This window comes from Variovorax sp. P1_H2 (genome assembly GCF_056405295.1).
Genome location: NZ_JBFUCJ010000067.1, coordinates 1 through 20,956, shown reverse-complemented (window position 1 = coordinate 20,956; position 20,956 = coordinate 1). Strand labels below are relative to the sequence as shown.

Annotated in this window: 23 protein-coding genes; 14 read left to right on the top strand and 9 right to left on the bottom strand. The window is 67.8% G+C overall.

Annotated elements, in window-relative coordinates:
- The first annotated feature begins 132 nt into the window (after window positions 1-132).
- From AC1D2E_RS21370 to AC1D2E_RS21355, 4 genes are read left to right on the top strand one after another with little or no spacing between them, the layout of a single operon-like run.
- Complete coding sequence (locus AC1D2E_RS21370; RefSeq protein ID WP_478199253.1) at window positions 133-822, top strand: hypothetical protein; 690 nt, start codon at window positions 133-135, stop codon at window positions 820-822.
- Between the two features lie 39 nt (window positions 823-861).
- Window positions 862-2,202, top strand: a complete 1,341-nt coding sequence (locus tag AC1D2E_RS21365) for an MFS transporter (protein WP_478171793.1) — start codon at window positions 862-864, stop codon at window positions 2,200-2,202.
- 2 nt (window positions 2,203-2,204) lie between these two features.
- Entirely contained in the window at window positions 2,205-2,924 is a 720-nt protein-coding gene (locus AC1D2E_RS21360) for a DUF2848 domain-containing protein (RefSeq protein ID WP_478199252.1), read from the top strand.
- Window positions 2,924-4,276: an amidase gene (locus tag AC1D2E_RS21355; RefSeq protein ID WP_478199251.1), complete on the top strand. Its 1,353-nt coding sequence runs from the start codon at window positions 2,924-2,926 to the stop codon at window positions 4,274-4,276. The genes AC1D2E_RS21360 and AC1D2E_RS21355 overlap by 1 nt, the downstream gene beginning before the upstream one ends.
- A gap of 39 nt (window positions 4,277-4,315) precedes the next feature.
- Here the strand turns inward: AC1D2E_RS21355 and AC1D2E_RS21350 are convergent, their stop codons facing one another.
- Both AC1D2E_RS21350 and AC1D2E_RS21345 read right to left on the bottom strand, forming a co-directional pair.
- Window positions 4,316-4,888, bottom strand: a complete 573-nt coding sequence (locus tag AC1D2E_RS21350) for a hypothetical protein (protein ID WP_478199250.1) — start codon at window positions 4,886-4,888, stop codon at window positions 4,316-4,318.
- A gap of 29 nt (window positions 4,889-4,917) precedes the next feature.
- On the bottom strand, window positions 4,918-5,136 hold the full coding sequence (locus AC1D2E_RS21345; RefSeq protein WP_478199249.1) for a hypothetical protein: 219 nt from the start codon (window positions 5,134-5,136) through the stop codon (window positions 4,918-4,920).
- Between the two features lie 234 nt (window positions 5,137-5,370).
- Here AC1D2E_RS21345 and AC1D2E_RS21340 point away from each other — a divergent pair, with 234 nt between their 5' ends.
- On the top strand, window positions 5,371-5,775 hold the full coding sequence (locus AC1D2E_RS21340; protein ID WP_478199248.1) for a hypothetical protein: 405 nt from the start codon (window positions 5,371-5,373) through the stop codon (window positions 5,773-5,775).
- 129 nt (window positions 5,776-5,904) lie between these two features.
- On the opposite strand, the gene AC1D2E_RS21335 is transcribed toward AC1D2E_RS21340, so the two are convergent.
- Together AC1D2E_RS21335 and phbB are read right to left on the bottom strand one after the other, a co-directional pair.
- Complete coding sequence (locus AC1D2E_RS21335; RefSeq protein WP_478199247.1) at window positions 5,905-7,254, bottom strand: dicarboxylate/amino acid:cation symporter; 1,350 nt, start codon at window positions 7,252-7,254, stop codon at window positions 5,905-5,907.
- Window positions 7,255-7,370: 116 nt separating this feature from the next.
- Window positions 7,371-8,108, bottom strand: a complete 738-nt coding sequence (gene phbB, locus AC1D2E_RS21330; RefSeq protein ID WP_478199246.1) for an acetoacetyl-CoA reductase — start codon at window positions 8,106-8,108, stop codon at window positions 7,371-7,373.
- A gap of 132 nt (window positions 8,109-8,240) precedes the next feature.
- On the opposite strand from phbB, the gene AC1D2E_RS21325 reads away from it, so the two are divergent.
- Genes AC1D2E_RS21325 through AC1D2E_RS21305 form a run of 5 tightly spaced genes read left to right on the top strand, consistent with a single transcriptional unit; the run spans window position 8,241 to window position 13,273 of the window.
- Window positions 8,241-9,257, top strand: a complete 1,017-nt coding sequence (locus tag AC1D2E_RS21325; RefSeq protein ID WP_478199245.1) for an ABC transporter ATP-binding protein — start codon at window positions 8,241-8,243, stop codon at window positions 9,255-9,257.
- Window positions 9,258-9,282: 25 nt separating this feature from the next.
- On the top strand, window positions 9,283-10,587 hold the full coding sequence (locus AC1D2E_RS21320; RefSeq protein WP_478199244.1) for an ABC transporter substrate-binding protein: 1,305 nt from the start codon (window positions 9,283-9,285) through the stop codon (window positions 10,585-10,587).
- A gap of 16 nt (window positions 10,588-10,603) precedes the next feature.
- Complete coding sequence (locus AC1D2E_RS21315) at window positions 10,604-11,506, top strand: carbohydrate ABC transporter permease (protein WP_478199243.1); 903 nt, start codon at window positions 10,604-10,606, stop codon at window positions 11,504-11,506.
- A 58-nt stretch (window positions 11,507-11,564) separates the two neighbouring features.
- On the top strand, window positions 11,565-12,401 hold the full coding sequence (locus AC1D2E_RS21310; protein ID WP_478199242.1) for a carbohydrate ABC transporter permease: 837 nt from the start codon (window positions 11,565-11,567) through the stop codon (window positions 12,399-12,401).
- Window positions 12,398-13,273, top strand: a complete 876-nt coding sequence (locus AC1D2E_RS21305; protein ID WP_478199241.1) for an endonuclease/exonuclease/phosphatase family protein — start codon at window positions 12,398-12,400, stop codon at window positions 13,271-13,273. The genes AC1D2E_RS21310 and AC1D2E_RS21305 overlap by 4 nt, the downstream gene beginning before the upstream one ends.
- 42 nt (window positions 13,274-13,315) lie before the next feature.
- On the opposite strand, the gene AC1D2E_RS21300 is transcribed toward AC1D2E_RS21305, so the two are convergent.
- From AC1D2E_RS21300 to AC1D2E_RS21290, 3 genes are read right to left on the bottom strand one after another with little or no spacing between them, the layout of a single operon-like run.
- Entirely contained in the window at window positions 13,316-13,993 is a 678-nt protein-coding gene (locus tag AC1D2E_RS21300; RefSeq protein ID WP_478199240.1) for an RraA family protein, read from the bottom strand.
- Window positions 13,994-13,997: 4 nt separating this feature from the next.
- Window positions 13,998-15,176, bottom strand: coding sequence for an acetyl-CoA C-acetyltransferase (locus tag AC1D2E_RS21295; RefSeq protein WP_478199239.1), 1,179 nt, complete (start codon window positions 15,174-15,176; stop codon window positions 13,998-14,000).
- Window positions 15,177-15,222: 46 nt separating this feature from the next.
- On the bottom strand, window positions 15,223-16,953 hold the full coding sequence (locus AC1D2E_RS21290; protein ID WP_478199238.1) for a PHA/PHB synthase family protein: 1,731 nt from the start codon (window positions 16,951-16,953) through the stop codon (window positions 15,223-15,225).
- Window positions 16,954-17,056: 103 nt separating this feature from the next.
- Between AC1D2E_RS21290 and AC1D2E_RS21285 the strand changes: the two genes are divergently transcribed.
- Window positions 17,057-17,353 carry a hypothetical protein gene (locus AC1D2E_RS21285; protein ID WP_478199237.1) on the top strand — a complete coding sequence of 99 codons (297 nt, stop codon included), beginning with the start codon at window positions 17,057-17,059 and terminating at the stop codon, window positions 17,351-17,353.
- Here AC1D2E_RS21285 and pgeF read toward each other — a convergent pair.
- On the bottom strand, window positions 17,285-18,040 hold the full coding sequence (gene pgeF / locus AC1D2E_RS21280) for a peptidoglycan editing factor PgeF (protein ID WP_478199236.1): 756 nt from the start codon (window positions 18,038-18,040) through the stop codon (window positions 17,285-17,287). The two genes, AC1D2E_RS21285 and pgeF, sit on opposite strands and share 69 nt — an antisense overlap.
- A 59-nt stretch (window positions 18,041-18,099) precedes the next feature.
- Window positions 18,100-18,738 (bottom strand): maleylacetoacetate isomerase, encoded by a 639-nt coding sequence (gene maiA, locus AC1D2E_RS21275; protein WP_478172018.1) that lies wholly within the window; start codon window positions 18,736-18,738, stop codon window positions 18,100-18,102.
- A gap of 103 nt (window positions 18,739-18,841) precedes the next feature.
- Between maiA and AC1D2E_RS21270 the strand changes: the two genes are divergently transcribed.
- From AC1D2E_RS21270 to AC1D2E_RS21260, 3 genes are all read left to right on the top strand, one after another.
- A complete protein-coding gene (locus tag AC1D2E_RS21270) occupies window positions 18,842-19,543 on the top strand; it encodes a fumarylacetoacetate hydrolase family protein (RefSeq protein WP_478199235.1) in 702 nt (233 codons plus the stop codon).
- A 186-nt stretch (window positions 19,544-19,729) separates the two neighbouring features.
- Window positions 19,730-20,281 carry an NUDIX hydrolase gene (locus AC1D2E_RS21265; RefSeq protein WP_478199234.1) on the top strand — a complete coding sequence of 184 codons (552 nt, stop codon included), beginning with the start codon at window positions 19,730-19,732 and terminating at the stop codon, window positions 20,279-20,281.
- Complete coding sequence (locus AC1D2E_RS21260; RefSeq protein WP_478199233.1) at window positions 20,278-20,754, top strand: CreA family protein; 477 nt, start codon at window positions 20,278-20,280, stop codon at window positions 20,752-20,754. The genes AC1D2E_RS21265 and AC1D2E_RS21260 overlap by 4 nt, the downstream gene beginning before the upstream one ends.
- Window positions 20,755-20,956 lie beyond the last annotated feature (202 nt).

Genomic DNA, 20,956 nt, shown 5'->3' with positions numbered 1-20,956 from the left:
CGAGGCGTGGGCGCCCCAAAACGGGGCCATTAATTCTTGTGCCTGTCGCCCACAAAAATCCGTTTGTGACAGCGCGCCCTCGCGGCCGAAGATTGCGCCTTCCTTTCTCGAAGGCCCGCCCTCTTTCACCGCATGAACTCCCCCGAATCCCTTCGCCCCCACACGCCGGCAGCCGCTCCAGGCCTGCTGTTCGTCGCTTCCGACATCGAGGCCGCTGACGAGGCCGATTTCAACCGCTGGTACGACCAGGAGCATGTGGAAGAGCGCGTGCGCATTCCCGGCTTCCTGTCGGGCGCGCGCTACGTCTCGCTGGCAGGCGGGCGCAAGTACCTGGGCCTGTACCGTACCCGTTCGCTCGACGTGTTCGGCTCCGCCGGCTACCGCGCGGCCTTCGAGCGGCAGACGCCGTGGTCGGTGGCCCAGCTCGATCGCATGCGCGAGCCGATCCGCCGCGTCTGCGCGGTGCTTGCGGTGACCGGCTTCGGCAGCGGCAGCCATCTCGCGATCCTGCCGCTCGCCCCGAACCCGGCCACCGATGCGCTGGCGGCGCGCGCCGCCGAGACCGGCCGCAGGCTGGCGGCCCAGGCGGGCTTCGTGCAGTCCTACCTGCTGGTGCCCGATCCCGCTCTCAGCACGCCCTTGCCGCGCGAGTCGACCGACCACCGCGTGCTGCAGCCGATGCTGGTCATCGAAACCAGCGGCGCCGAGGCGGCGCGTACCGCAGGCGGTACGGCCGCCGACGCACTGGATGCCGATCCGGCCGGCACCTGGCTGCTGGCGCTGGGCTGGAAGCTGGGCGCCGACGAACTGGCCCCGAACTGATCCGAATTCACCCCCCTACCGAACCCCGAGAGCTTCCCCATGACCGAATACACACTCCACCCGCCGGCTTCGGCCGCGGCCTCGCCGCTGGCCCCGGCAGCCACCCGAAAGTCGCCCCGGATGGGCCGCCTGGCGATGGCCAGCGCCGTCGGCACCACGCTCGAGTGGTACGACTTCACCGTCTACAACATCATGGCCGCGCTGGTCTTCAACGCGATCTTCTTCCCGTCCTTCGACCCGCTGACCGGTACCATCCTGGCCTTCTCGACCTACGCGGTGGGCTACATCTCGCGCCCGCTGGGCGGCGTGGTGTTCGGGCACCTCGGCGACCGGCTGGGCCGGCGCTTCGTGCTGGTGGCCACGCTGGTCATCATGGGCATTTCCACCGGCTTGATGGGCCTGCTGCCGACCTACGCCAGCTGGGGCATCTGGGCACCGGTGGCGCTGGTCGCGCTGCGCTTCGTGCAGGGCGTTGCGCTCGGCGGCGAATGGGCCGGCGCGGTGTTGCTGTCGATGGAGCACGGCAAGCCCGACGAGCGCGGCCGCAACGCGTCGTTCACGCAGGTCGGCCCCTCGTGCGGAACCCTGATCGGCACCGGCTTCATCGCCCTGGTGTCGGCCTGGCTGAGCCCCGAAGAATTCCAGGCCTGGGGCTGGCGCGTTCCGCTGATCTCCAGCGTGGCGCTGGTGCTGTTCGGCCTCTGGCTGCGCCGCGGGGTGGACGAGACACCGGTCTTCCTCGAGATGGAGCAGAAGAAGGCCACCGCCAAGACGCCCATCAAGGAAGTGCTGAGCCAGCACTGGCGCCGGCTGCTGGTGGCAGGCGGCTCGCGCATCGGCTCCGACGTGCTGTATGCGCTGGTGGTGGTGTTCACACTGACCTACGTGACGACGGTGCTGCACCTGTCGCGTCCCATGGCGCTCACCGCCACGATGATCGGCGCAGCCTGCAACGCGCTTGCCGTGCCCTTCTTCGGCAGCTTGTCGGACCGCATCGGGCGGCGCCCGGTGTACATCGCGGGCGCCCTGCTCGGCATGGTCTGGGCCTTCGTGTTCTTCGTCCTCATGGACCAGGCCCGGCCGCTGGCCATCTGCGCCGCCGTGGTGGTCGGACTGCTGATCCACGCGATGATGTACGGCCCGCAGGCCGCCTTCGTGACCGAGCAGTTCCCGAGCCGCGTGCGCTATGCGGGCTCTTCGCTGGCCTACACGCTGGCCGGCATCGTGGGCGGCGGCTTTGCACCCCTGATCATCGCCAGCCTGTTCAAGTCCTCGGGCTCGACGACCGCCGTGTCGCTCTATGTCGCCGCCGCCCTGTGCCTGACCTTGATCGCCCTCGTGGCGGCACGCGAAACCGCGGGCAAGCCGCTGGAGGACTGAGAATGAGCCTGCAGTTGAACTTCGCCTGCGAGGCCATCGCCGAGGACGGCACCCGCTCCATCGACCTGCACCGGATCGCGCCGAGCGCGCTGGTGGTCGCCGGCTGGACCGGCCGCGACCTCATGGCCATCGAGCACCATATCGAGGAGCTCGCCGCCCTCGGGGTGCCACGCCCTTCCAGCGTGCCGCTGTACTACCGCGTGGCGGCCCAGTTGCTGACCCAGTCGCCGACGATCGAGGCGCTGGGCGGCCAGAGCTCCGGCGAGGCCGAGCCGGTGCTCTTCTTCTCGAGGGGCGAATGGTGGTTGAGCGTCGGCTCGGACCACACCGACCGCCAGGTGGAAAGCTACTCGGTCGCCGTCTCCAAGCAGATGTGCGCCAAGCCGCTGGCCGAGGTGGCGTGGCGCTGGCGCGACGTCCAGGCGCACCAGGACACGCTGGCGCTGCGTTCGCGCATCCACGAGGACGGCCGCTGGATCGACTACCAGCGCGGCACGCTGGCCTCGATCCGGCCGCTGGCCGCGCTGCGCGACGGCATGGAGCGCAGCGCCCCGCCCGCCGAAGGCCTCTTCATGACCTGCGGCACGCTCGGCGCACTGCCCAACGGGCGCGGCGAAGGCATCCGGCCGGCCGCGCGGATGGAAATCGAACTGCACGACCCGCGGCTGCAGCGGCGCATCGTGCATCGCTATGCGGTGCGGCCGCTTCCGGTGGTGGCCTGATGGCCAGGCCCGCCCCCTCTTCCCCGATCGCGGCGCTGCGCGAACGCATCGCCCGCGGCGAGACGACGCACGAGGCCCTGGTCGACGAAGCGCTGGCCGGCGCGGCCCTTCCGGCCGCCCGGCACGTGTTCACCCGCCTGTATGCCGATGCCGCGCGCGCCGCCGCCCGCCACGCGGACGCCGCGCGCAAGGCCGGGATCGAGTCCGGCCCGCTCGCCGGCCTGCCGGTGTCGGTCAAGGACCTGTACGACATCGGCGGCGAGACCACCATGGCCGGCTCCGTCGCCTGCGAAGGCGAGCCGCCCGCGGCGCACGACGCCGTCGCCGTGGCACGGCTGCGGGCGCACGGCGCCGCCATCATCGGCAAGACCAACATGAGCGAGTTCGCGTTCTCGGGCGTGGGCATCAACCCGCACCTGGGCACGCCGTGCAATCCCGCCGACCCGGTGACCGCGCGCATTCCGGGCGGTTCGTCCTCGGGCGCGGCGGTGTCGGTGGCACTCGGCCTCGCGGTCGCGGCACTGGGTTCCGACACCGGCGGCTCGATCCGCATTCCGGCGGCGCTCTGCGGACTGGTGGGATTCAAGAGCACGCAGTCGCGGGTGCCGCGCACGGGCGCCTTCGAACTCGCGCGCTCCCTCGACACCGTGTGCGCCATGGCGCGCAGCGTGGCGGATTGCCTGATCGTGGATTCGGCGATCGCCGACACCCGGCTGAAAGTGCACAGGCGACCGCTGGAAGGCATGCGCCTCGCGGTGCCGAGGACGCTGATGTTCGACGGCATCCAAGCCGCCGTCGGACGGGCCTTCGACCGCGCCGTGCAGGTCCTTTCGGCAGCGGGTGCGAAGGTGGTCGACATCCCGCTGGCCGAACTGGCGGAGATCGCGACCGTCAATGCACCGGGTGGCTTCTCGCCGGTCGAAGCCGCCGCGGTGCACCGCGAGCGCTTCGCAAGCCGGCGCGCAAGCTTCGACCCTCGTGTGGCGGCCCGCATCGCACTGGGCACCGAGGTGCGCGCGGCCGACTACATCGGCATGCAGGACCGGCGGCGTGACTGGATCGCGCGCGTCGAGCATGCGCTCGACGGCTTCGATGCGCTGTTGTGCCCCACGGTGCCGATCGTCGCGCCGGCCATCGAGGCGCTGGCCCGGGACGACGCCTTCTTCCAGGCCAACGGGCTCCTGCTGCGCAACACCTTCGCCATCAATCTGCTCGATGGCTGTGCCTTCAGCCTGCCGTGCCACGCTGCCGGCGAGCTGCCTGCGGGGCTGATGCTCGCCTCCGTGCGCGGCGACGATGCGCGGCTGGCAGGCGTGGCGCTCGCAGCGGAGGCCGCGCTGGCCGTCGCCTGATCACGGCAGGCGAGTCCGGGCGCGGCCGGCGCGCGCCCGTCAGAGCCCGCCCAGCTGGCCGAAGGAAGTCCGCAGGCCCGCATAGTCCGTCGGACCGCTGCTTTCCGGCGGATTCCCGGTTGCCGACAGCCAGGCCGCGATGCTCGGCAGCCGGCGGTCGAAATACAGCTGCAGCGACGCCCAGTTGCCGCTGTCGCTGTGGGCCTCGGTGATCTCGAGCGCCTCGACCGCGATGGTCCGCAGGCTGGTCACCATGGCCAGCGAGCGGCCGTCCAGCAGTTGCAGCGTCACCTCGCGACCCTGGGCCAGGATCTCCCCGAGGACCCGCCGGTGCACCGCGTAGTCGGCCCAGCTGCGCTTCACGCAGGCATCGTTCAGTTCGCGGAAAACCCAGTGCATGTTGTTGGCGAACATCGCCGCCACCTGCCCGGCCTGGCGCAGGCTTTGCCGCGACGCGGCCAATTGCAGCCGCGCCGCCCAGGCGATCGCCAGCAGCACGCCCACGGTCTGCACCCATGCCGCCCATTCGGCGGAGGTCGAGGGACGGAAGAACCACCCCACGAGCCCCAACGCAATGCTGCCGGCGGCGTTCGCCGCGCCAAGTTTTTGCATGGTCAATCCAGGATGCGGGGCCGCTTCGCTCAGTCGCGCGGCCCCTCCTTGCCGAACATCTTCCGGATCGCCGCGACGCCGGCCACCAGGGCGTTGGCGTAGTTCGCTTGCGGATCGACGGCCGCCTCGATGGGCAGAAAAGGAAGCGCTTCTTCCATCGCGTAGTCGGTCGCCTCCAGCAAGACCCAATAGAACTCGCCCTCTTCGAGTTCTTGCACGGTCAGCGCGATATTCCGCAATTGCGACATGGAGTTAGGAGGGTTTTTGGATTGGACGTTTGAATCCTATTCAGCCCCCCCAACAACACCTAGTCACAATTTCACGAATTGTTGCAAATGTGACTACTCGTAATAAAAAATGCAAGAACCGCATGCGCCAAATGCGCATTTGTAGGCGGTTTGCAACTTCCGCCAAGTTTCACCTACGTGCAATTCTCCCGCAGCGGCCTAAGCTGAAGCATCCCATCCACGCGCGGAGGAGACATGAAGCATTTCAACCTGGACCCCCACATGACCGCTGCGGTCGGCGGCGCCTTCTATCCGACCGGCCACACCTTCGTGATGTTTCCGGACGCGAAAGAAGCCAGCCGCGTGGGCCATCTGCTGCTGGAAGACGGCTTCAGCGGCGACGAGATCTACCTGATACCGCCCCACGTGGTCCTCGAACAGATCACGCCGACCGTGCGGGAGACCGACAGCACGCTGCCCTCGGCCGGCACCGATGCCGCCACGGTCCGCGCCTACACCAAGCTGGCGCGCGAAGGCCACACGGCGCTGCTGGTCAAGACCCGGGACGAAGCCACCGCAAGCCGGCTGATGAAGCATGTGCGCACGGCGCCGTTCTCGATTGCGCAGCGCTACCGCCTGCTGGTGATCGAGGACCTCTGACGGGCGGCGCCGGATCAGGCGCCGGCCATCCGGGTCATCGCCTGCGCCAGTTCCTGCTCGCCCAGGCAGACCGTGACCGCGTCCTGCTGCGTCAGCAGGCGCGCCTCGTCCTCGTTGCCCGCGACGGCCTCAGGTGGCCATCTTTCCGGTACGGGCGTTGACCAGTTCCTCGGGCTCCTGGGCCTCGATCCAGGTCTCGTTGTCGAGGCCCGCCTGCAGGCGTTCCGTGTCCAGCGCGTCGGTCCACTTGGCGACCACGATGGTGGCCACGCCATTGCCGATCAGGTTGGTCAGCGCCCGTGCTTCCGACATGAAGCGGTCGATGCCGAGGATCAGCGCCAGCCCCGCCACCGGGACGTGGCCGACCGCCGAGAGCGTGGCCGCCAGCACGATGAAGCCGCTGCCGGTGACGCCGGCGGCGCCCTTCGAGGTCAGCAGCAGCACGCCCAGCAGCGTGATCTCCTGCATCAGCGTCATCGGCGTGTTGGTGGCCTGGGCAATGAAAACTGCCGCCATCGTCAAATAGATCGAGGTGCCGTCGAGGTTGAAGGAATAGCCGGTCGGGATCACCAGGCCGACCGTCGTCTTGTTGGCGCCCAGGTTCTCCATTTTCTCCATCATGCGCGGCAGCACCGATTCGGAGGACGAGGTGCCCAGCACGATCAGCAGTTCTTCCTTGATGTACTTGATGAACTTCCAGATGCTGAAGCCATGGAAGCGCGCAATGAGACCGAGCACCACGAAGATGAACAGCAGGCAGGTCAGGTAGAAGGTGCCCATCAGCTTGCCGAGCGAGAACAGCGAGCCGATGCCGTACTTGCCGATGGTGAAGGCCATGGCGCCGAAGGCGCCGATCGGCGCCAGCTTCATGATGTAGTTGACGATCACGAAGAGCACGTGCGAGCCCTTCTCGATGAGGTCGAACACCAGCGTGCCGCGGCCGCCGAAGCGATGCAGCGCGAAGCCGAACAGCACCGCGATCAGCAGCACCTGCAGGATCTCTCCCTTGGCGAAGGCGTCGACCAGGGTGTTGGGAATGACGTGCAGCAGGAAGTCGACCGTGCCCTCCATCTTGCCCGGGCCGGTGTAGGCCGCCAGCGCCCGCGTGTCGAGCGAAGCCGGGTCGATGTTCATGCCGGCGCCCGGCTGGAACAGGTTGACCAGCACCAGCCCGACCACCAGCGCGATGCTGCTGACGATCTCGAAGTACAGCAGCGCCAGGCCGCCCGTCTTGCCGACCTTCTTCATGTCCTCCATGCCCGCGATGCCGACCACCACGGTGCAGAAGATGATCGGCGCGATCATCATCTTGATCAGCTTGATGAAGCCGTCGCCGAGCGGCTTCATGGTTTCGCCGACGGAGGGATAGAAATGCCCGAGCAGCACGCCGATGACCACGGCGGTGATGACCTGGACATAGAGCGAGCGGTAGAGCGGGAGTTTCTTTGCCGGCACGGCCGGCGTCGGTGAGGGAGTCATGCGAGGATCTCCTGGTTGTGATGTGTTGGATTGGGAGACAGAGGCCGGCGAAGGCTTCGCGCAAATGAAAAAACCCGCCGTAGCGGGTTTCCTCGTGGTCTTGTGCGGAGCGCTCCTCAGTGCATGTGAAGCCCGCCGTTGACCGAGAAATCGGCCCCGGTGGAATAGCCACCTTCGTCCGTCGCCAGCCAGGCGATGATAGAGGCGATCTCGCTCGGCTCGCCCAGTCGCTTGACCGGGATGGTGCCGATGATCTTGTCGAGCACTTCCTGGCGGATCGCCTTCACCATGTCGGTGCCGATGTAGCCCGGGCTGACCGTGTTGACGGTCACGCCCTTCGCGGCCAGCTCCTGCGCCAGGGCCATCGTGAAGCCGTGCATGCCGGCCTTGGCGGCCGAATAGTTGGTCTGGCCGGCCTGGCCCTTGGCGCCGTTGACCGAACTGATGTTGATGATCCGGCCCCAGCCCTTCTCGACCATGTCGCCGACCACCTGCTTGGTGACGTTGAACATGCTGTTGAGGTTGGTCTCGATCACCGAACTCCAGTCCTCAGGGGTCATCTTGAGGAACATCCGGTCGCGCGTGATGCCCGCGTTGTTGACCAGCACGTCGATGCTGCCGTGCTCGGCCTTGGCCTTGGTGAAGGCCTCGACGGTGGACTGCCAGTCCCCGACGTTGCCGACCGAGGCATGGAACTCGTAGCCCTCGGCCTTCTGCTCCGCCAGCCATTTGGCGTGATCGCGGGTGGGGCCGCAGCCGGCGATGACGGTGAACCCGTCCTTGGCCAGGCGCTGGCAAATGGCCGTTCCGATGCCCCCCATGCCCCCGGTGACGTATGCGACTTTTTTGCTCATGAAGATTCCTTGGTGTTTGCGAGCCTGAACAGGCGCTGATCACTTTAGCGAAGTTTTTGCAGCCCGCCCGATGAGGAAAACACTGACCCCTCAATGCAACCGGGTGTCACAAGCGGTCCATATACTGATTCGATGTCCTCCATCGAGCTGATCGACATCGCCAAGTCATGGGGCGACGCCACCGCGCTGCAGGCGGTCAACCTCCGCATCGAGCCCGGCTCCTTCTGCGTCCTGCTCGGCCCTTCCGGCTGCGGCAAGTCGACCACCCTGCGGATCCTGGCCGGGCTGGAAACCGCCAGCGCGGGCCGGGTGCTGATCGACGGCCGCGACGTCACCCGGCTGCCGCCCGCCCAACGCGGGATCGCCATGGTGTTCCAGAACTACGCCCTGTTCCCCCACCTGAGCGTGGCCGAGAACATCGGCTTCGGATTGTCGGTGCGCAAGACGCCCGCGGCCGAAAGCGCGCGCCGGCTGCGCGAGGCCGCGGCCCTGCTGGGCCTCGACACGCTGCTGGATCGCAAGCCGGGCCAGCTCTCGGGCGGCCAGCAGCAGCGCGTGGCCCTGGGCCGGGCGCTGGTGGCCCAGGCCAAGGTCTGCCTGATGGACGAGCCGCTGTCGAACCTCGACGCCCAGTTGCGGCAGGACATGCGCCGCGAGCTGCGCGACCTGCAGCGCCAGCTGGGCCTCACGGTGGTCTACGTCACGCACGACCAGACCGAGGCCATGAGCATGGCCGACCAGGTGGTGCTGCTGAACCGCGGCCGTGTCGAGCAGGCCGGCAAGCCGCGCGCGCTCTACGCCCGCCCCGCCACGACCTTCGCCGCCCGCTTCATCGGCACGCCGGCGATGAACCTGGTGGCGCTCGAAGGCGGCCGGATCGCCGGCAGCGACGTCGCCGCCGGCCTCGCTGCCGCGACCCTCGGTGTGCGGCCCGAAGCGATCACCCTGGACGCCGCGGGCATTCCCGCGACGGTGCAGAGCCTGGAATACCTGGGTGCCGACCTGGTGCTGCGCTGCGCGGTCGGAAGCCAGGTCCTGCTGGTGCGCACCGACGGCCGGCGACAGGCCCAGCCGGGCGACCGGGTCGGCCTGCGCTGGGCCGCCGAGGATGGCCATGGCTTCGATGCCGCCGGCCGCCGCACACATTGATTCATTCCCGAGGAAAACGACGACCATGAAACGCAAGACCTTCGTCCGGGGCCTGGCCCTGCCCCTGCTGGCCGCGGCCGGCCTGTTCGCTGCCGGCGCCGGCCTGGTGCGTGCCCAGGTACCGGTGGAACTGCAGTTCTACTACCCCGTGGCCGTCGGCGGCCCGATCGCCAAGACCATCGACGGCTTCGCGGCCGGCTTCATGAAGGAGAACCCGGGCGTGAAGGTCTCGCCGATTTACGCCGGCACCTACCAGGAAACCGTCGTCAAGGCCTTGACCGCGCACAAGTCGGGCACGCCGCCGGTCACCTCGGTGCTGCTGTCGACCGACATGTTCACGCTGATCGACGAGGAGGCGATCGTCCCGTTCGACGACTTCGTCAAGACCGCCGAAGACAAGGCCTGGCTCAACGGTTTCTACAAGGCCTTCATGATGAACAGCCAGACCGGCGGCAAGACCTGGGGCATTCCGTTCCAGCGCTCGACCGTGGTCATGTACTGGAACAAGGAACTGTTCAAGGAAGCCGGCCTCGATCCCGAGAAGCCGCCGACGAACTGGGCCGAACTCAAGGCGGCCGCCTCCAAGCTGACCAAAAAGGACGCCAGCGGCAAGGTCACGCAATGGGGCGTGCAGATTCCCTCCAGCGGCTTCCCCTACTGGCTGTTCCAGACATTGACCACGCCGAACGACACGATCCTCTCGAACGAAGCCGGCACCCAGGTCAGGTTCGACGACCCGAAGGTGATCGAGGCGCTCCAGTACTGGGTCGACCTCGGCAAGGCCGGCATCCATCCGCCCGGCGTGGTCGAGTGGGGCACGACGCCGAAGGACTTCTTCGAGAAGAAGGCCGCCATCATCTACACCACCACCGGCAACCTGACCAACATCAAGGCCAACGCCAAGTTCGACTTCGGCGTCGCCATGATCCCGGGCAACCGGCGCAAGGGATCTCCGACCGGCGGCGGCAATTTCTACCTGTTCAAGAAGTCGACGCCGGCCCAGCAGGAAGCGGCCTTCAGGTTCATCAAGTGGATCACCCAGCCCGAGCGCGCCGCGCAGTGGAGCATGGACACCGGCTACGTCGCGGTCTCGCCGGCCGCCTACGAGACCGACACGCTGCGCAAGTACGGCCGCGGCTTCCCGCAGGCGCTGGTGGCGCGCGACCAGTTGCCGGTGTCGGTGGCCGAGTTCTCCACCCACGACAACCAGCGCGTGACCAAGGCGCTCAACGACGGCCTGCAGGCCGCTCTGACCGGCAGCAAGACGCCGGCGCAGGCGATGCAGGACGCGCAGCGCGAGGCCGACCGCATCCTGCGCGCATTCAAGTGAGGCCCGGCGCGCGTTCATGAGCCCACACGGCATTGCCGCCGGCAGCCGTGCAGCGCGCCACGCGGTGCACGCCTGGCTGCTGCTGTTGCCGGCGCTGGTGCTGCTGGTCGCGTTCACGCACTGGCCGGCGGTCTCGACGCTGGTCGACAGCTTCTACTCGACGCCCAAGGGGAGCCGGGCCGGCGTCTGGGTCGGGCTCGAGAACTACCAGGTGATGGCCGGCGACCCGGTGTTCTGGAAAGCGGTGCGCAACAACCTCTGGTTCGCGGGCGCCACCATCCCGCTGTCGATCGCGCTGGCGCTGKCGATGGCGCTGTGGGTCAACGAGCGCATCGCGGGCCGCGCCTTCCTGCGCATGGCCTTCTTCACGCCGACCGTGCTGCCGATGATCGCCGTGGCCAACATCTGGCTCTTCTTCTACACGCCGCAGTACGGCCTGCTCGAGCAGATCACGGGCGCCCTCGGCCTGCCCTCGCACAATTGGCTCGGCAGCCCCTCGACCGCGCTCGGCGCCGTGACGCTGGTGGCGATCTGGAAGGAAGCCGGCTTCTTCATGATCTTCTACCTCGCGGCGCTGCAGACCCTCAATCCGAGCCTGCGCGAAGCGGCCGCCATCGAGGGCGCCTCGCGCTGGTACTTCTTCCGCCGGGTGCAGTGGCCGCTCTTGATGCCGACCACGCTGTTCGTGCTGGTCAACGCTTTCATCAACGCCTTCCGCATGGTCGACCACCTGTTCGTGCTGACCCGCGGCGGGCCCGACAACGCGTCGATCCTGCTGCTGTATCACCTGTACGAAGTGGGCTTCAGCTTCTGGGACACGGCCTACGCCTCGGCCATCACGGTGGTGCTGGTGGTGGTGCTCGCCGGCATCGCGCTGTTCCAGTTCTTCGTGCTCGACAAGAAGGTTCACTACAAATGAACGCCGCCCGGCCGCCCGAAGGCGCTCGCACCGCAGTGCGAAGCACGGAGCTTGCCTTGTGAGCACGGCTGCGGCGCAGAGACTGGCCTATAACGAGCCGACGTTGCTCGACACGCTGGCCGCCTGGCTGCTCGCGCTGCTGTGGATCCTGCCGCTGGCCTACGCGGTCTGGACCGCCTTCCATCCGGCCGAGTACGCGACGCGCTTCGCGCTGGCGGCGCCGCTCACCCTGGAGAACTTCCGCCGCGCCTGGGAAGCCGCGCCCTTCGCGCGCTACTTCCTCAACACCACGTTGCTGGTCGCCATGGTGCTGGCGGTGCAACTGGTGCTCGGCACGCTCGCGGCCTATGCCTTTGCGCGCTACGAGTTCAAGGGCCGAGGCATCGCCTTCGCCCTGGTGCTGGTACAGCTGATGATCATGCCGGACATCCTCCTGGTCGAGAACTACAAGACCATGGCCCGGCTCGGCCTGGTCGACACGCTGCTGGCGATCGGCCTGCCCTACTTCGCCTCCGCCTTCGCGATCTTTCTGCTGCGCCAGACCTTCATGGGCATCCCGAAGGAGCTCGACGACGCGGCGCGGGTCGAGGGCGCGAGCGCGATGCAGACGCTGTGGCGCGTCTACGTGCCACTCGCCAGGCCGGTCTACACCGCCTTCGCACTGGTGTCGGTGAGCTTCCACTGGAATAATTTCCTCTGGCCGCTGATCATCACCAACAGCGTCAACGCGCGGCCGCTTACGGTCGGCCTGCAGGTGTTCTCATCGGTCGACCAGGGCGTCGACTGGTCGGTCATCACGGCCGCCACGCTGATGACCTCGGCGCCGCTGCTGATCGCGTTCCTGCTTTTTCAGCGACAGTTCGTGCAGAGCTTCATGAGGGCCGGCATCAAATGAAACTCGTGACCTGGAACACCCAGTGGTGCTGCGGCCTCGACGGCGTCGTCAGCACGCGGCGCATCGTCGACGGCGCACGCGCCATGGCCGACTTCGACGTGCTGTGCCTGCAGGAAGTCGCCTCGGGCTTCGGCGGGATGCCGGGCCGCCCCGGCGACCAGCCGGCCGAACTGCAGGCCTTGCTGCCGGGCTTCCGATTATTCTTCGGCGCCGCCGTCGAGGAGTTCGGCGCCGACGGCCGGTCGATGCGCTTCGGCAATCTGATCGCCACCCGGCTGCCGGTGTCGCGCGTCCAGCATCACCCCCTGCCCTGGCCGGCCGATCCCACCGTGACGAGCATGCCGCGCATGTGCACCGTRGTCACGTTGAGCAGCCCCGAGCTGGGCCCGCTGCGGGTGATGACCACGCACCTCGAGTACTACTCGGCGAGCCAGCGCCTGGCGCAGGCCCGCGCCCTGCGGGCACTGCATCTGGAAGCCTGCGAGCAGGCTGCGGCGCCGCCCGTGGACCCGATGGAGGTCTCGCCCTTCCAGGCCAAGCGGCACACGCCGCAGGCGATCCTGTGCGGCGACTTCAACATGGCCGCCACCGACCCGGCCTACGACGAGATCGTGCAGCCTTTCGTCGATCCGGCGCTGCCGGCCGACGGCACGCTCGCCAGGCGGCTGCAGGACGCCTGGCCGCTGGCCCATCCGGAGCGGCCGCACGACCCGACCTTCCGGCTCTTCGACCGCACGTACGGCCCCGATCCGATGGCCTGCGACTTCGTCTTCGTCAGCGATGCGCTGGCGCCGCGCGTGTGTCGGGTCGAGGTCGACCTGCAGACGCAGGCCTCCGACCATCAGCCCGTGCTTCTCGAATTGGGCGATTGAGCCGTTTGCGGCCCGGACCGGGGCTTCGGTCTTGACGAAGCCCTACATCACGCCGAAGGTGGCCAGCGCCTCGCAGGCGCTCATGCCGCCGCGGATCGCGTCGGCCACCTTGTTCTCGGTGCGCACCTTGTCGAGCGCCTTGGCCACCGCCTCGGCCTCGACCGCGCGCGGGATCACCAGCACGCCCTCGCGATCGCCGAACAGCAGGTCGCCGGGCGCGATGCGGACGCCGTCGATCTCGATCGTGCAGCGGTAGTCGATCACCTGGCCGCGCACGCCCTGGTCCTGCGCATAGGTGCCGCGACAGAACACATCGAAGCCCAGTCGTTCGATCTCGCCGGCGTCGCGCACGTAGCCATCGAGAATGGCGCCGGCCGCCTTCAGGTGCTGCGCCCGCGTCGACATCAGGCCGCCCCACAGCGCATAGCGCAGCGAGGCGCCGGTCGCGATGTAGATCTCGCCCGGCTTCAGGTCGTCGAGCGCCTCCAGCATCAGGCCGAAGGGCTTGCCCGACAGCGGCCCGGCCGAGCGCGCGCCGTCGTTGATGACATCGGCCTCGAGCACCGGCATCGCGCGGCCGACGAGGCGCATCGATTTCTCGAGCGGAGCAATGCCGGCCGGCAGAAACTGGTGCTGGTACCCCAGGGTGTCCAGCACGTCCCCCACTGCGGCGACGAAGAGCTCGTCGCGGATCTGCCGGAAGAGCGCTTCGTCGTTCAAGGGGTCAGCGTTCGATCGTCAGGGCCACGCCCATGCCGCCGCCGATGCACAGCGAGGCGATGCCCTTCTTGGCGTTCTGGCGCTGCATCTCGTGCAGCAGGGTCACCAGGATGCGGCAGCCGGACGCGCCGATCGGGTGGCCGATGGCGATCGCACCCCCGTTCACATTGACCTTGCTGACGTCCCAGCCCATCTCGCGGTTCACCGCACAGGCCTGGGCCGCGAAGGCCTCGTTGATCTCGAGCAGGTCGAGGTCCTGCGGCTTCCAGCCGGCGCGCTGCAGCGCCTTCTGCGAGGCCGGCACCGGGCCCATGCCCATGAAGGCCGGATCGAGGCCGGTGCTGGCAAAGCTGGCGATGCGGCCCAGCGGCTTCAGGCCCAGCGCAGCCGCCTTCTTGGCGGTCATGACCATCACGGCGGCGGCGCCGTCATTGAGGCCCGAGGCGTTGCCGGCCGTGACGCCGCCCGCCTTGTCGAAGGCCGGGCGCAGGGCGGCCAGGCCCTCGGCGCTGCTCTTGCGATTGATGAACTCGTCCTGGGCGAAGACCACCGGGTCGCCCTTCTTCTGCGGGATGTTGACCGCGACGATCTCGTCCTTGAACTTGCCGGCGTCCTGCGCGGCGGCCGCCTTGGTCTGGCTGCCGAGCGCCAGCTCGTCCTGGGCGGCGCGGCTGATGTCGTACTTCTTGGCGACGTTCTCGGCCGTGATGCCCATGTGGTACTGGTTGTAGACGTCCCACAGGCCGTCCACGATCATGGTGTCGACCAGCTTCCAGTCGCCCATGCGCTGGCCGTTGCGCGAATTGGGCAGCACGTGAGGCGCCAGGCTCATGCTCTCCTGGCCGCCCGCGATGACGATCTCGCTGTCGCCGGTGGCCACCGCCTGCGCCGCCAGCATCACGGCCTTGAGGCCCGAGCCGCAGACCGCGTTGATGGTCAGCGCCGGCGTCTCCTTGGTGATGCCGCTCTTCAGCAGCGCCTGGCGCGCCGGGTTCTGGCCGCTGCCCGCGGCCAGTACCTGGCCCATGATGACTTCGCCGATCTGGTCGCTGCCGACCTTGGCGCGCGCCAGCACCTCCTTGATCACGATGGCGCCGAGCTCGGTGGCCGGGATGCCGGCCAGCGATCCGCCGAACTTGCCCACGGCGGTGCGTGCGGCTGAAACGATGACGATGTCTTCCATGGTGTGCTCTCCGATGCGTGGATTGAAATGACAGAAAAGGTGAGGGTCAGGCCTTGGCCTTGACGTAGCGGCCCGGCGCCGGCTCGATCGCCTTGTAGGCGCTGCCCTTGCCATAAGCCTTGGGGGCAGCGATCTGCTTGCCCGCGTGGGTCTTCAGCCAGTCGGACCAGTCGGTCCACCAGCTGCCGGGATGCTCGGTCGCGCCTGCCAGCCATTCGGCCTGTGTCTTCGGCAGCTTGCCGTCGGCGCGGATCCAGTGGCTGCGCTTCTTCTTGGCCGGCGGATTGATCACGCCGGCGATGTGGCCCGAGGCGCCCATCACGAAGCGCTTCTTGCCGCTCAGCAGCTGCGTCGACGCATAGGCACCGCCGATCGGCACGATGTGGTCCTCGCGCGAGCCGTAGATGTAGACCGGCGCGTCGATGGCGCCGAGATCGACCTGCTCGCCGGCCACGGTCAGCGCACCCGGCACCGCGAGCTTGTTCTCGTGGTAGGTATTGCGCAGATACCAGCAGTACATCGGGCCCGGCAGGTTGGTGGCGTCGCTGTTCCAGTAGAGCAGGTCGAAAGGCGGCGGCGTCTCGCCCTTGAGGTAGTTGCCCACCACGTAGTTCCAGACCAGGTCGTTGGGCCGCAGGAAGCTGAAGGTGGAGGCCAGTTCGCCGCCCTGCAGCAGGCCGCCCTGCCCCATCTGCAGCTCGCGGAACTGCACGAAGTTCTCGTCGATGAAGATGTCGAGCACCCCGGTGTCGGTGAAATTGAGCAAGGTGGTCAGCAGCGTCACCGAGGCGGCCGGCTGCTCGCCGCGCGCCGCCAGCACGGCCAGCGCGGTGGAGAGGATGGTGCCGCCGACGCAGAAGCCGAGGGTGTCGATCTGGCCGCCCTTCTTGTCCTGGCCGGAGATTTCCCGGGTGACATGGATCGCCTTGATGGCCGCGTCCTCGATGTACTGGTCCCAGGTGTAGTGCGCCATCGACGGATCGGGATTGCGCCAGCTCACCACGAACACCCGGTGTCCCTGCTCCACCGCATAGCGGATCAGCGAGTTCTCGGGCTGCAGGTCGAGGATGTAGAACTTGTTGATGCACGGCGGCACCATCAGCAGCGGCCTCTCGAAGACCTTGGCCGTCAGCGGCTTGTATTCGAGCAGCTGGAACAGGTCGTTCTCGAACACCACCGCGCCTTCGGTGCTGCCGACATTGCGGCCGACCTCGAAGGCGCTTTCGTCGGTCATGCTCACATGCCCCTGCTGCAGGTCGTGCAACAGGTTCTGGATGCCCTTGGCGATGCTCTCGCCCTGGGTGTCGAGCGCCTTCTTCTGCGCCTCGGCATTGAAAGCCAGGTAGTTGCTGGGCGCCGAGGCCGCCATCCATTGCTCGACCGCGAAGCGAAGCCGCGAACGGGTCTTGTCGTCGGCTTCGACCGCTTCCGCCATGCTCATGAGGGTGCGCGCGTTCAGCAGGTAGATCGCGGCCGAGAAGGACGAGACCGGGTTGCTGCCCCAAGCCGCGGCGGCAAATCGCTTGTCGGCGCTGGCCTGGGCCGCGAAGCCGCTTTGCCAGAGTTGGGTGGCCTCGCCGACGTACTGCTCCTGCAGCAGGCGGAGCTTCTCGGGGGAAATCGAGAGCTTGGGCACCTGGCTCCAAGGCGCTCCCGCCGAGGTAGCCCCCTGGGCGCCCAGCGATTGAAAGGATTCGAGGGCTTTCTCCCATCCCTGCGTGAGCGCCTGCTGAAAGGGCGCGAAAGTCTCGGCCCCAATGGCCTGTGCGTGATTCATGCTGTCTCCTGGCGCCTCGCCTCGTCCAAACGGGTTTTGAGTATGCTGCATTCGCAAAGGCCCCACCAGTGCGGCCCGCCATACCTTCCTGAAAACTTCATCTATGCACCTCGTCGTGATCGCCTGGCTCTATGTTGCCCTGATGATGGCGGTCGCCGAGGCCACCAACACCACCGGCACCGTGCTGGGTGCGATCTTCACCTTTCTACTCTACGGCCTTTTGCCGGTGGCACTGGTGGTTTACCTGATGGGCACGCCGGCCCGGCGGCGGGCGATCAAGGCCCGCGAAGCCGCCGAGCGCGAGGCCGCGATCCAGGCGGCCAGGGCCCGTTCAGACACGCCAGATGCAGGCAGCGAAGCGGCCGCTGACCCGGTCGCGCCGGTGCGAGAAAAAACGTAACGGGTTGTGCACGGTGCACCAGGCCTCGCTGCTGTCGTTGCCGTGCAGCCGCGCGACGCCGACCGCCTGGAGCCGCTGGCGCGCCAGTCCCGCCAAGTCGGCCATCCACTTGCCGGGGGCGCCGGCCGGACGGAAGCCCGCATTCGCCGCCGCTGAACCGGCCTCGAAGGCCGCACGAACCTCGTCGCCGACTTCGAAGGCATCGGGACCGATGCAGGGGCCGAGCCAGGCCATGAGCTTCGATGCGCCGCCCTCGGCTTGAAAGGCATCCACGGTGCGCTCGAGCACGCCGTCGGCCAGCCCGCGCCAGCCGGCGTGCGCGGCCGCCACGCGGCGGCCCGCTTCGTCGGTGAACAGCACCGGCAGGCAGTCGGCGACCATGATCGTGCAGGCGATGCCGCGCGCGGTCGTGGTACAGGCATCGGCGCTGGCGCCGTCGGCGCTCCGGGCATCGAGCGACACCAGCCCGGTGCCGTGCACCTGCTGCAGGAACACCGGCCGCACCCCCAGCGCCTCCTGAAGTCGAGCCCGGTTGACCCGCACATGGGCGGGGTCGTCGCCGACATGCCCGCCAAGGTTCAGGCTATGGCAGGCGCCTGCCGAGACACCGCCTTYGCGCGTGCTGCAGAGCGAGCGAATGCCAGGCGGCAGCGGCCAGTCGGGAATCAAGGCTTGCGGCAGGCTCATGGGTCAACCTCCGCGCGACGCGCTGCGGTATTCGCCTTGGGAGCAGCCCGGCGGATGTCTCATGCCTCGGCGTCGGGGCAGTGCGACGGCTGGGCGCGCTGGAACGCATCGAGCTGCATGCAGGCCTCGAAGGCCGCCATGGTGCGCGGCAGGCCGCTGAAATCGCAATCGAAGCGCTGGCCGTTGAAGACCTGCGGCACCAGGCAGCAGTCGGCCATGGTCGGCGTGTTGCCGTAGCAGTAGGTGCCGGCCGGGTGTTGCGCGAGCTGGCGTTCGAAGGCCTCCATGCCCACGCGCACCCAATGGCGATACCAGCTGTTCTTGGCCTCGTCGTCGAGCTTCAGTTCGCGCACCAAATACTTGAGCACGCGCAGGTTGTTCAACGGATGGATCTCGCAGGCGATCGATTCGGCCAGCGCCCGCACATGGGCACGGCCCACGGGATCGTGCGGCAGCAGCGCAGGCTCGGGCTGGATCTCCTCGAGGTACTCCATGATGGCCATCGACTGCGTGAAGCGCTCGCCCTCGTCCTCGAGCAGAGGCACCAGCTGGTCGGGGGAGATGGCAGCGAAGGGGCCGGTCTTGTGTTCGCCGCGTGCGATGTGCACCGGGATGTACTCGTAGTCGAGGCCCTTCAGATTCAGCGCGATGCGCACTCGGAAGGACGCGGAGGAACGGAAATAGTTGTGCAGCTTCATCATCCGGCAAGCATAGCCGCGCCGGCCGGACGCGGCCACTCCCCGGCAACCCGCCCTGCCCTCTGGCACACTGCCGATTTCGCTGAAAAAGGACGCTTTTCCCATGACTTCCGAGTTTGTTTTCACCCCCCACCCGGTCGTGTCGATTCCGGTGGTCGGCCAGGCCGCGCGATTTCCGGTGCACCGCATCTATTGCGTCGGCCGCAACTACGAGGAGCATGCGAAGGAAATGGGTTTCACCGGCCGCGAGCCGCCCTTCTTCTTCATGAAGCCGGCCGATGCCGTGGTGGTGGTCGATGCCGGCACTACCGGCAGCATGGCCTACCCGAGCCTGACCAAGAACCTGCATCACGAGATCGAACTGGTGGCGGCCATCGGCATCGGCGGCAAGAACATCGCCGCCGCCGACGCCATGAAGCACATCTTCGGCTATGCGGTCGGCCTCGACATGACGCGCCGCGACCTGCAGAACGACATGAAGAAGCAAGGCCGCCCGTGGGACATCGGCAAGAGCTTCGAGCAGAGCGCCCCCATCGGCCCGATCGTGCCCGCCGCGCAGGCCGGCGACATCGAGCACGCCGAGATCTCGGTGCAGGTCGGCGGCACCGACCGCCAGCGCAGCAACGTGAGCAAGCTGATCTGGAACCTGGCCGAAACCATCGAGCACCTGTCGGCCGCCTGGGAACTGCAGCCCGGCGACCTGATCTTCACCGGCACGCCGGAAGGCGTGGCGGCCGTGGTGGCCGGCGACACGCTGGCCGGCGAGATCACCGGACTGCCCAGCCTCAGCGTCAAGATCATCTGATCATGTTGTGCCCCCACTCTCATCACTGCGTGTATTCGCTGCCCCCCGAGGGGGCGCAGTCCGCCCTTGGGGCGGCCCGGCGGGCGGCCTGATCATGATGCCCCCACGCTCATCACTGCGTGTATTCGCTGCCCCCCGAGGGGGCGCAGTCCGCCCTTGGGGCGGCCCGGCGGGCGGCCTGATGCAATGATCCTGCGCGTCCCCATCAAGCACTGCAAGAACTGCGGCACCGCCGTCGTCTACCGCATCCCGGACGACGGCGACACCAAGGAGCGCGCGGTCTGCCCGGCCTGCAACACGATCCACTACGAGAACCCGCTCAACGTGGTCGGCACCATTCCCGTGCTCGGCGACCGCGTGCTGCTGTGCAAGCGCAACATCGAGCCGCGCTGGGGCAAGTGGACCCTGCCGGCCGGCTTCATGGAGCTCGGCGAGTCCACCGAGCAGGGTGCGGCGCGCGAGACCGACGAAGAGGCCGGCGCCGAGTACGAGATGGAAGGCCTGTTCGCCGTGATGAGCGTGGTGCGCGTCGGCCAGGTCCACCTGTTCTATCGCGCCCGGCTGCTGAGCGAGCGCTTCGATCCGGGCCACGAGACTCTCGAGGCGCGGCTGTTCAAGGAAGACGAGATTCCATGGGAGGAGATCGCCTTCCGCACGGTGCGCGAGGCACTGCAGCGCTACTTCGAGGACCGCCGGCGCGGCAGCTTCGACCGCGTTCATACGGTGGACATCGTATGAAGCACTGGCTGCGGTCGCCGATCTTCCTTTATGCGGCATTCGCCGCCACGATCGCCGGCGCCGAGCAGGTCGGCGAAGTCGACACCGCCTTCAAGTTGATCGGCCCCGACCACAAGATCGTGGTCGAGGCCTACGACGATCCGAAGGTCAGCGGCGTGACCTGCTACGTCTCGCGCGCCAAGACCGGCGGCGTCTCGGGCGCGCTCGGCCTGGCCGAAGACAAGTCCGAGGCCTCGATCGCCTGCCGCCAGGTGGGCCCGGTCAGCGTGACCCAGCCGCTGCCCAAGCGCGAGGAGGTCTACAGCGAACGGCTGTCGGTGCTCTTCAAGCGGCTGCGCGTGGTGCGCATGGTCGACGCGAAGCGCAACACGCTGGTCTACCTGACCTACTCCGACCTGCTGATCGACGGCTCGCCCAAGAACGCAGTCACCGCGGTGCCCATCGATCGCGCCACGCCGATACCGCAGAAGTAGCGCGGACGCCCTGGGATGAGCAGCAGCCCGGCCGGGTCGTCGATGCGGGGCCGCGCGAGGCCGTGCGGGCCCGCCAGCCGCTGCTGCAACGGATGGTCGCACCCACTGCCGCCGCCGCATGCTAAAACTGCGCTCCGGTCACGCGCCGGGGAACCCTTCGCTGCGACTATGTTCCAAAAAAAGGCCATGCACATTCAGAATC

Bases quoted from the DNA above. Each gene is read 5' to 3' on its own strand.
- AC1D2E_RS21335 (WP_478199247.1), bottom strand. From the start codon at position 7,254: ATGACTCCCTCACCGACGCCGGCCGTGCCGGCAAAGAAACTCCCGCTC.
- AC1D2E_RS21325 (WP_478199245.1), top strand. From the start codon at position 8,241: ATGTCCTCCATCGAGCTGATCGACATCGCCAAGTCATGGGGCGACGCC.
- AC1D2E_RS21265 (WP_478199234.1), top strand. From the start codon at position 19,730: ATGATCCTGCGCGTCCCCATCAAGCACTGCAAGAACTGCGGCACCGCC.
- maiA (WP_478172018.1), bottom strand. From the start codon at position 18,738: ATGAAGCTGCACAACTATTTCCGTTCCTCCGCGTCCTTCCGAGTGCGC.
- AC1D2E_RS21340 (WP_478199248.1), top strand. From the start codon at position 5,371: ATGAAGCATTTCAACCTGGACCCCCACATGACCGCTGCGGTCGGCGGC.
- AC1D2E_RS21260 (WP_478199233.1), top strand. From the start codon at position 20,278: ATGAAGCACTGGCTGCGGTCGCCGATCTTCCTTTATGCGGCATTCGCC.
- AC1D2E_RS21370 (WP_478199253.1), top strand. From the start codon at position 133: ATGAACTCCCCCGAATCCCTTCGCCCCCACACGCCGGCAGCCGCTCCA.
- AC1D2E_RS21270 (WP_478199235.1), top strand. From the start codon at position 18,842: ATGACTTCCGAGTTTGTTTTCACCCCCCACCCGGTCGTGTCGATTCCG.
- AC1D2E_RS21360 (WP_478199252.1), top strand. From the start codon at position 2,205: ATGAGCCTGCAGTTGAACTTCGCCTGCGAGGCCATCGCCGAGGACGGC.
- AC1D2E_RS21290 (WP_478199238.1), bottom strand. From the start codon at position 16,953: ATGAATCACGCACAGGCCATTGGGGCCGAGACTTTCGCGCCCTTTCAG.
- AC1D2E_RS21350 (WP_478199250.1), bottom strand. From the start codon at position 4,888: ATGCAAAAACTTGGCGCGGCGAACGCCGCCGGCAGCATTGCGTTGGGG.
- AC1D2E_RS21365 (WP_478171793.1), top strand. From the start codon at position 862: ATGACCGAATACACACTCCACCCGCCGGCTTCGGCCGCGGCCTCGCCG.
- AC1D2E_RS21295 (WP_478199239.1), bottom strand. From the start codon at position 15,176: ATGGAAGACATCGTCATCGTTTCAGCCGCACGCACCGCCGTGGGCAAG.
- phbB (WP_478199246.1), bottom strand. From the start codon at position 8,108: ATGAGCAAAAAAGTCGCATACGTCACCGGGGGCATGGGGGGCATCGGA.
- AC1D2E_RS21345 (WP_478199249.1), bottom strand. From the start codon at position 5,136: ATGTCGCAATTGCGGAATATCGCGCTGACCGTGCAAGAACTCGAAGAG.
- AC1D2E_RS21320 (WP_478199244.1), top strand. From the start codon at position 9,283: ATGAAACGCAAGACCTTCGTCCGGGGCCTGGCCCTGCCCCTGCTGGCC.
- AC1D2E_RS21355 (WP_478199251.1), top strand. From the start codon at position 2,924: ATGGCCAGGCCCGCCCCCTCTTCCCCGATCGCGGCGCTGCGCGAACGC.
- AC1D2E_RS21285 (WP_478199237.1), top strand. From the start codon at position 17,057: ATGCACCTCGTCGTGATCGCCTGGCTCTATGTTGCCCTGATGATGGCG.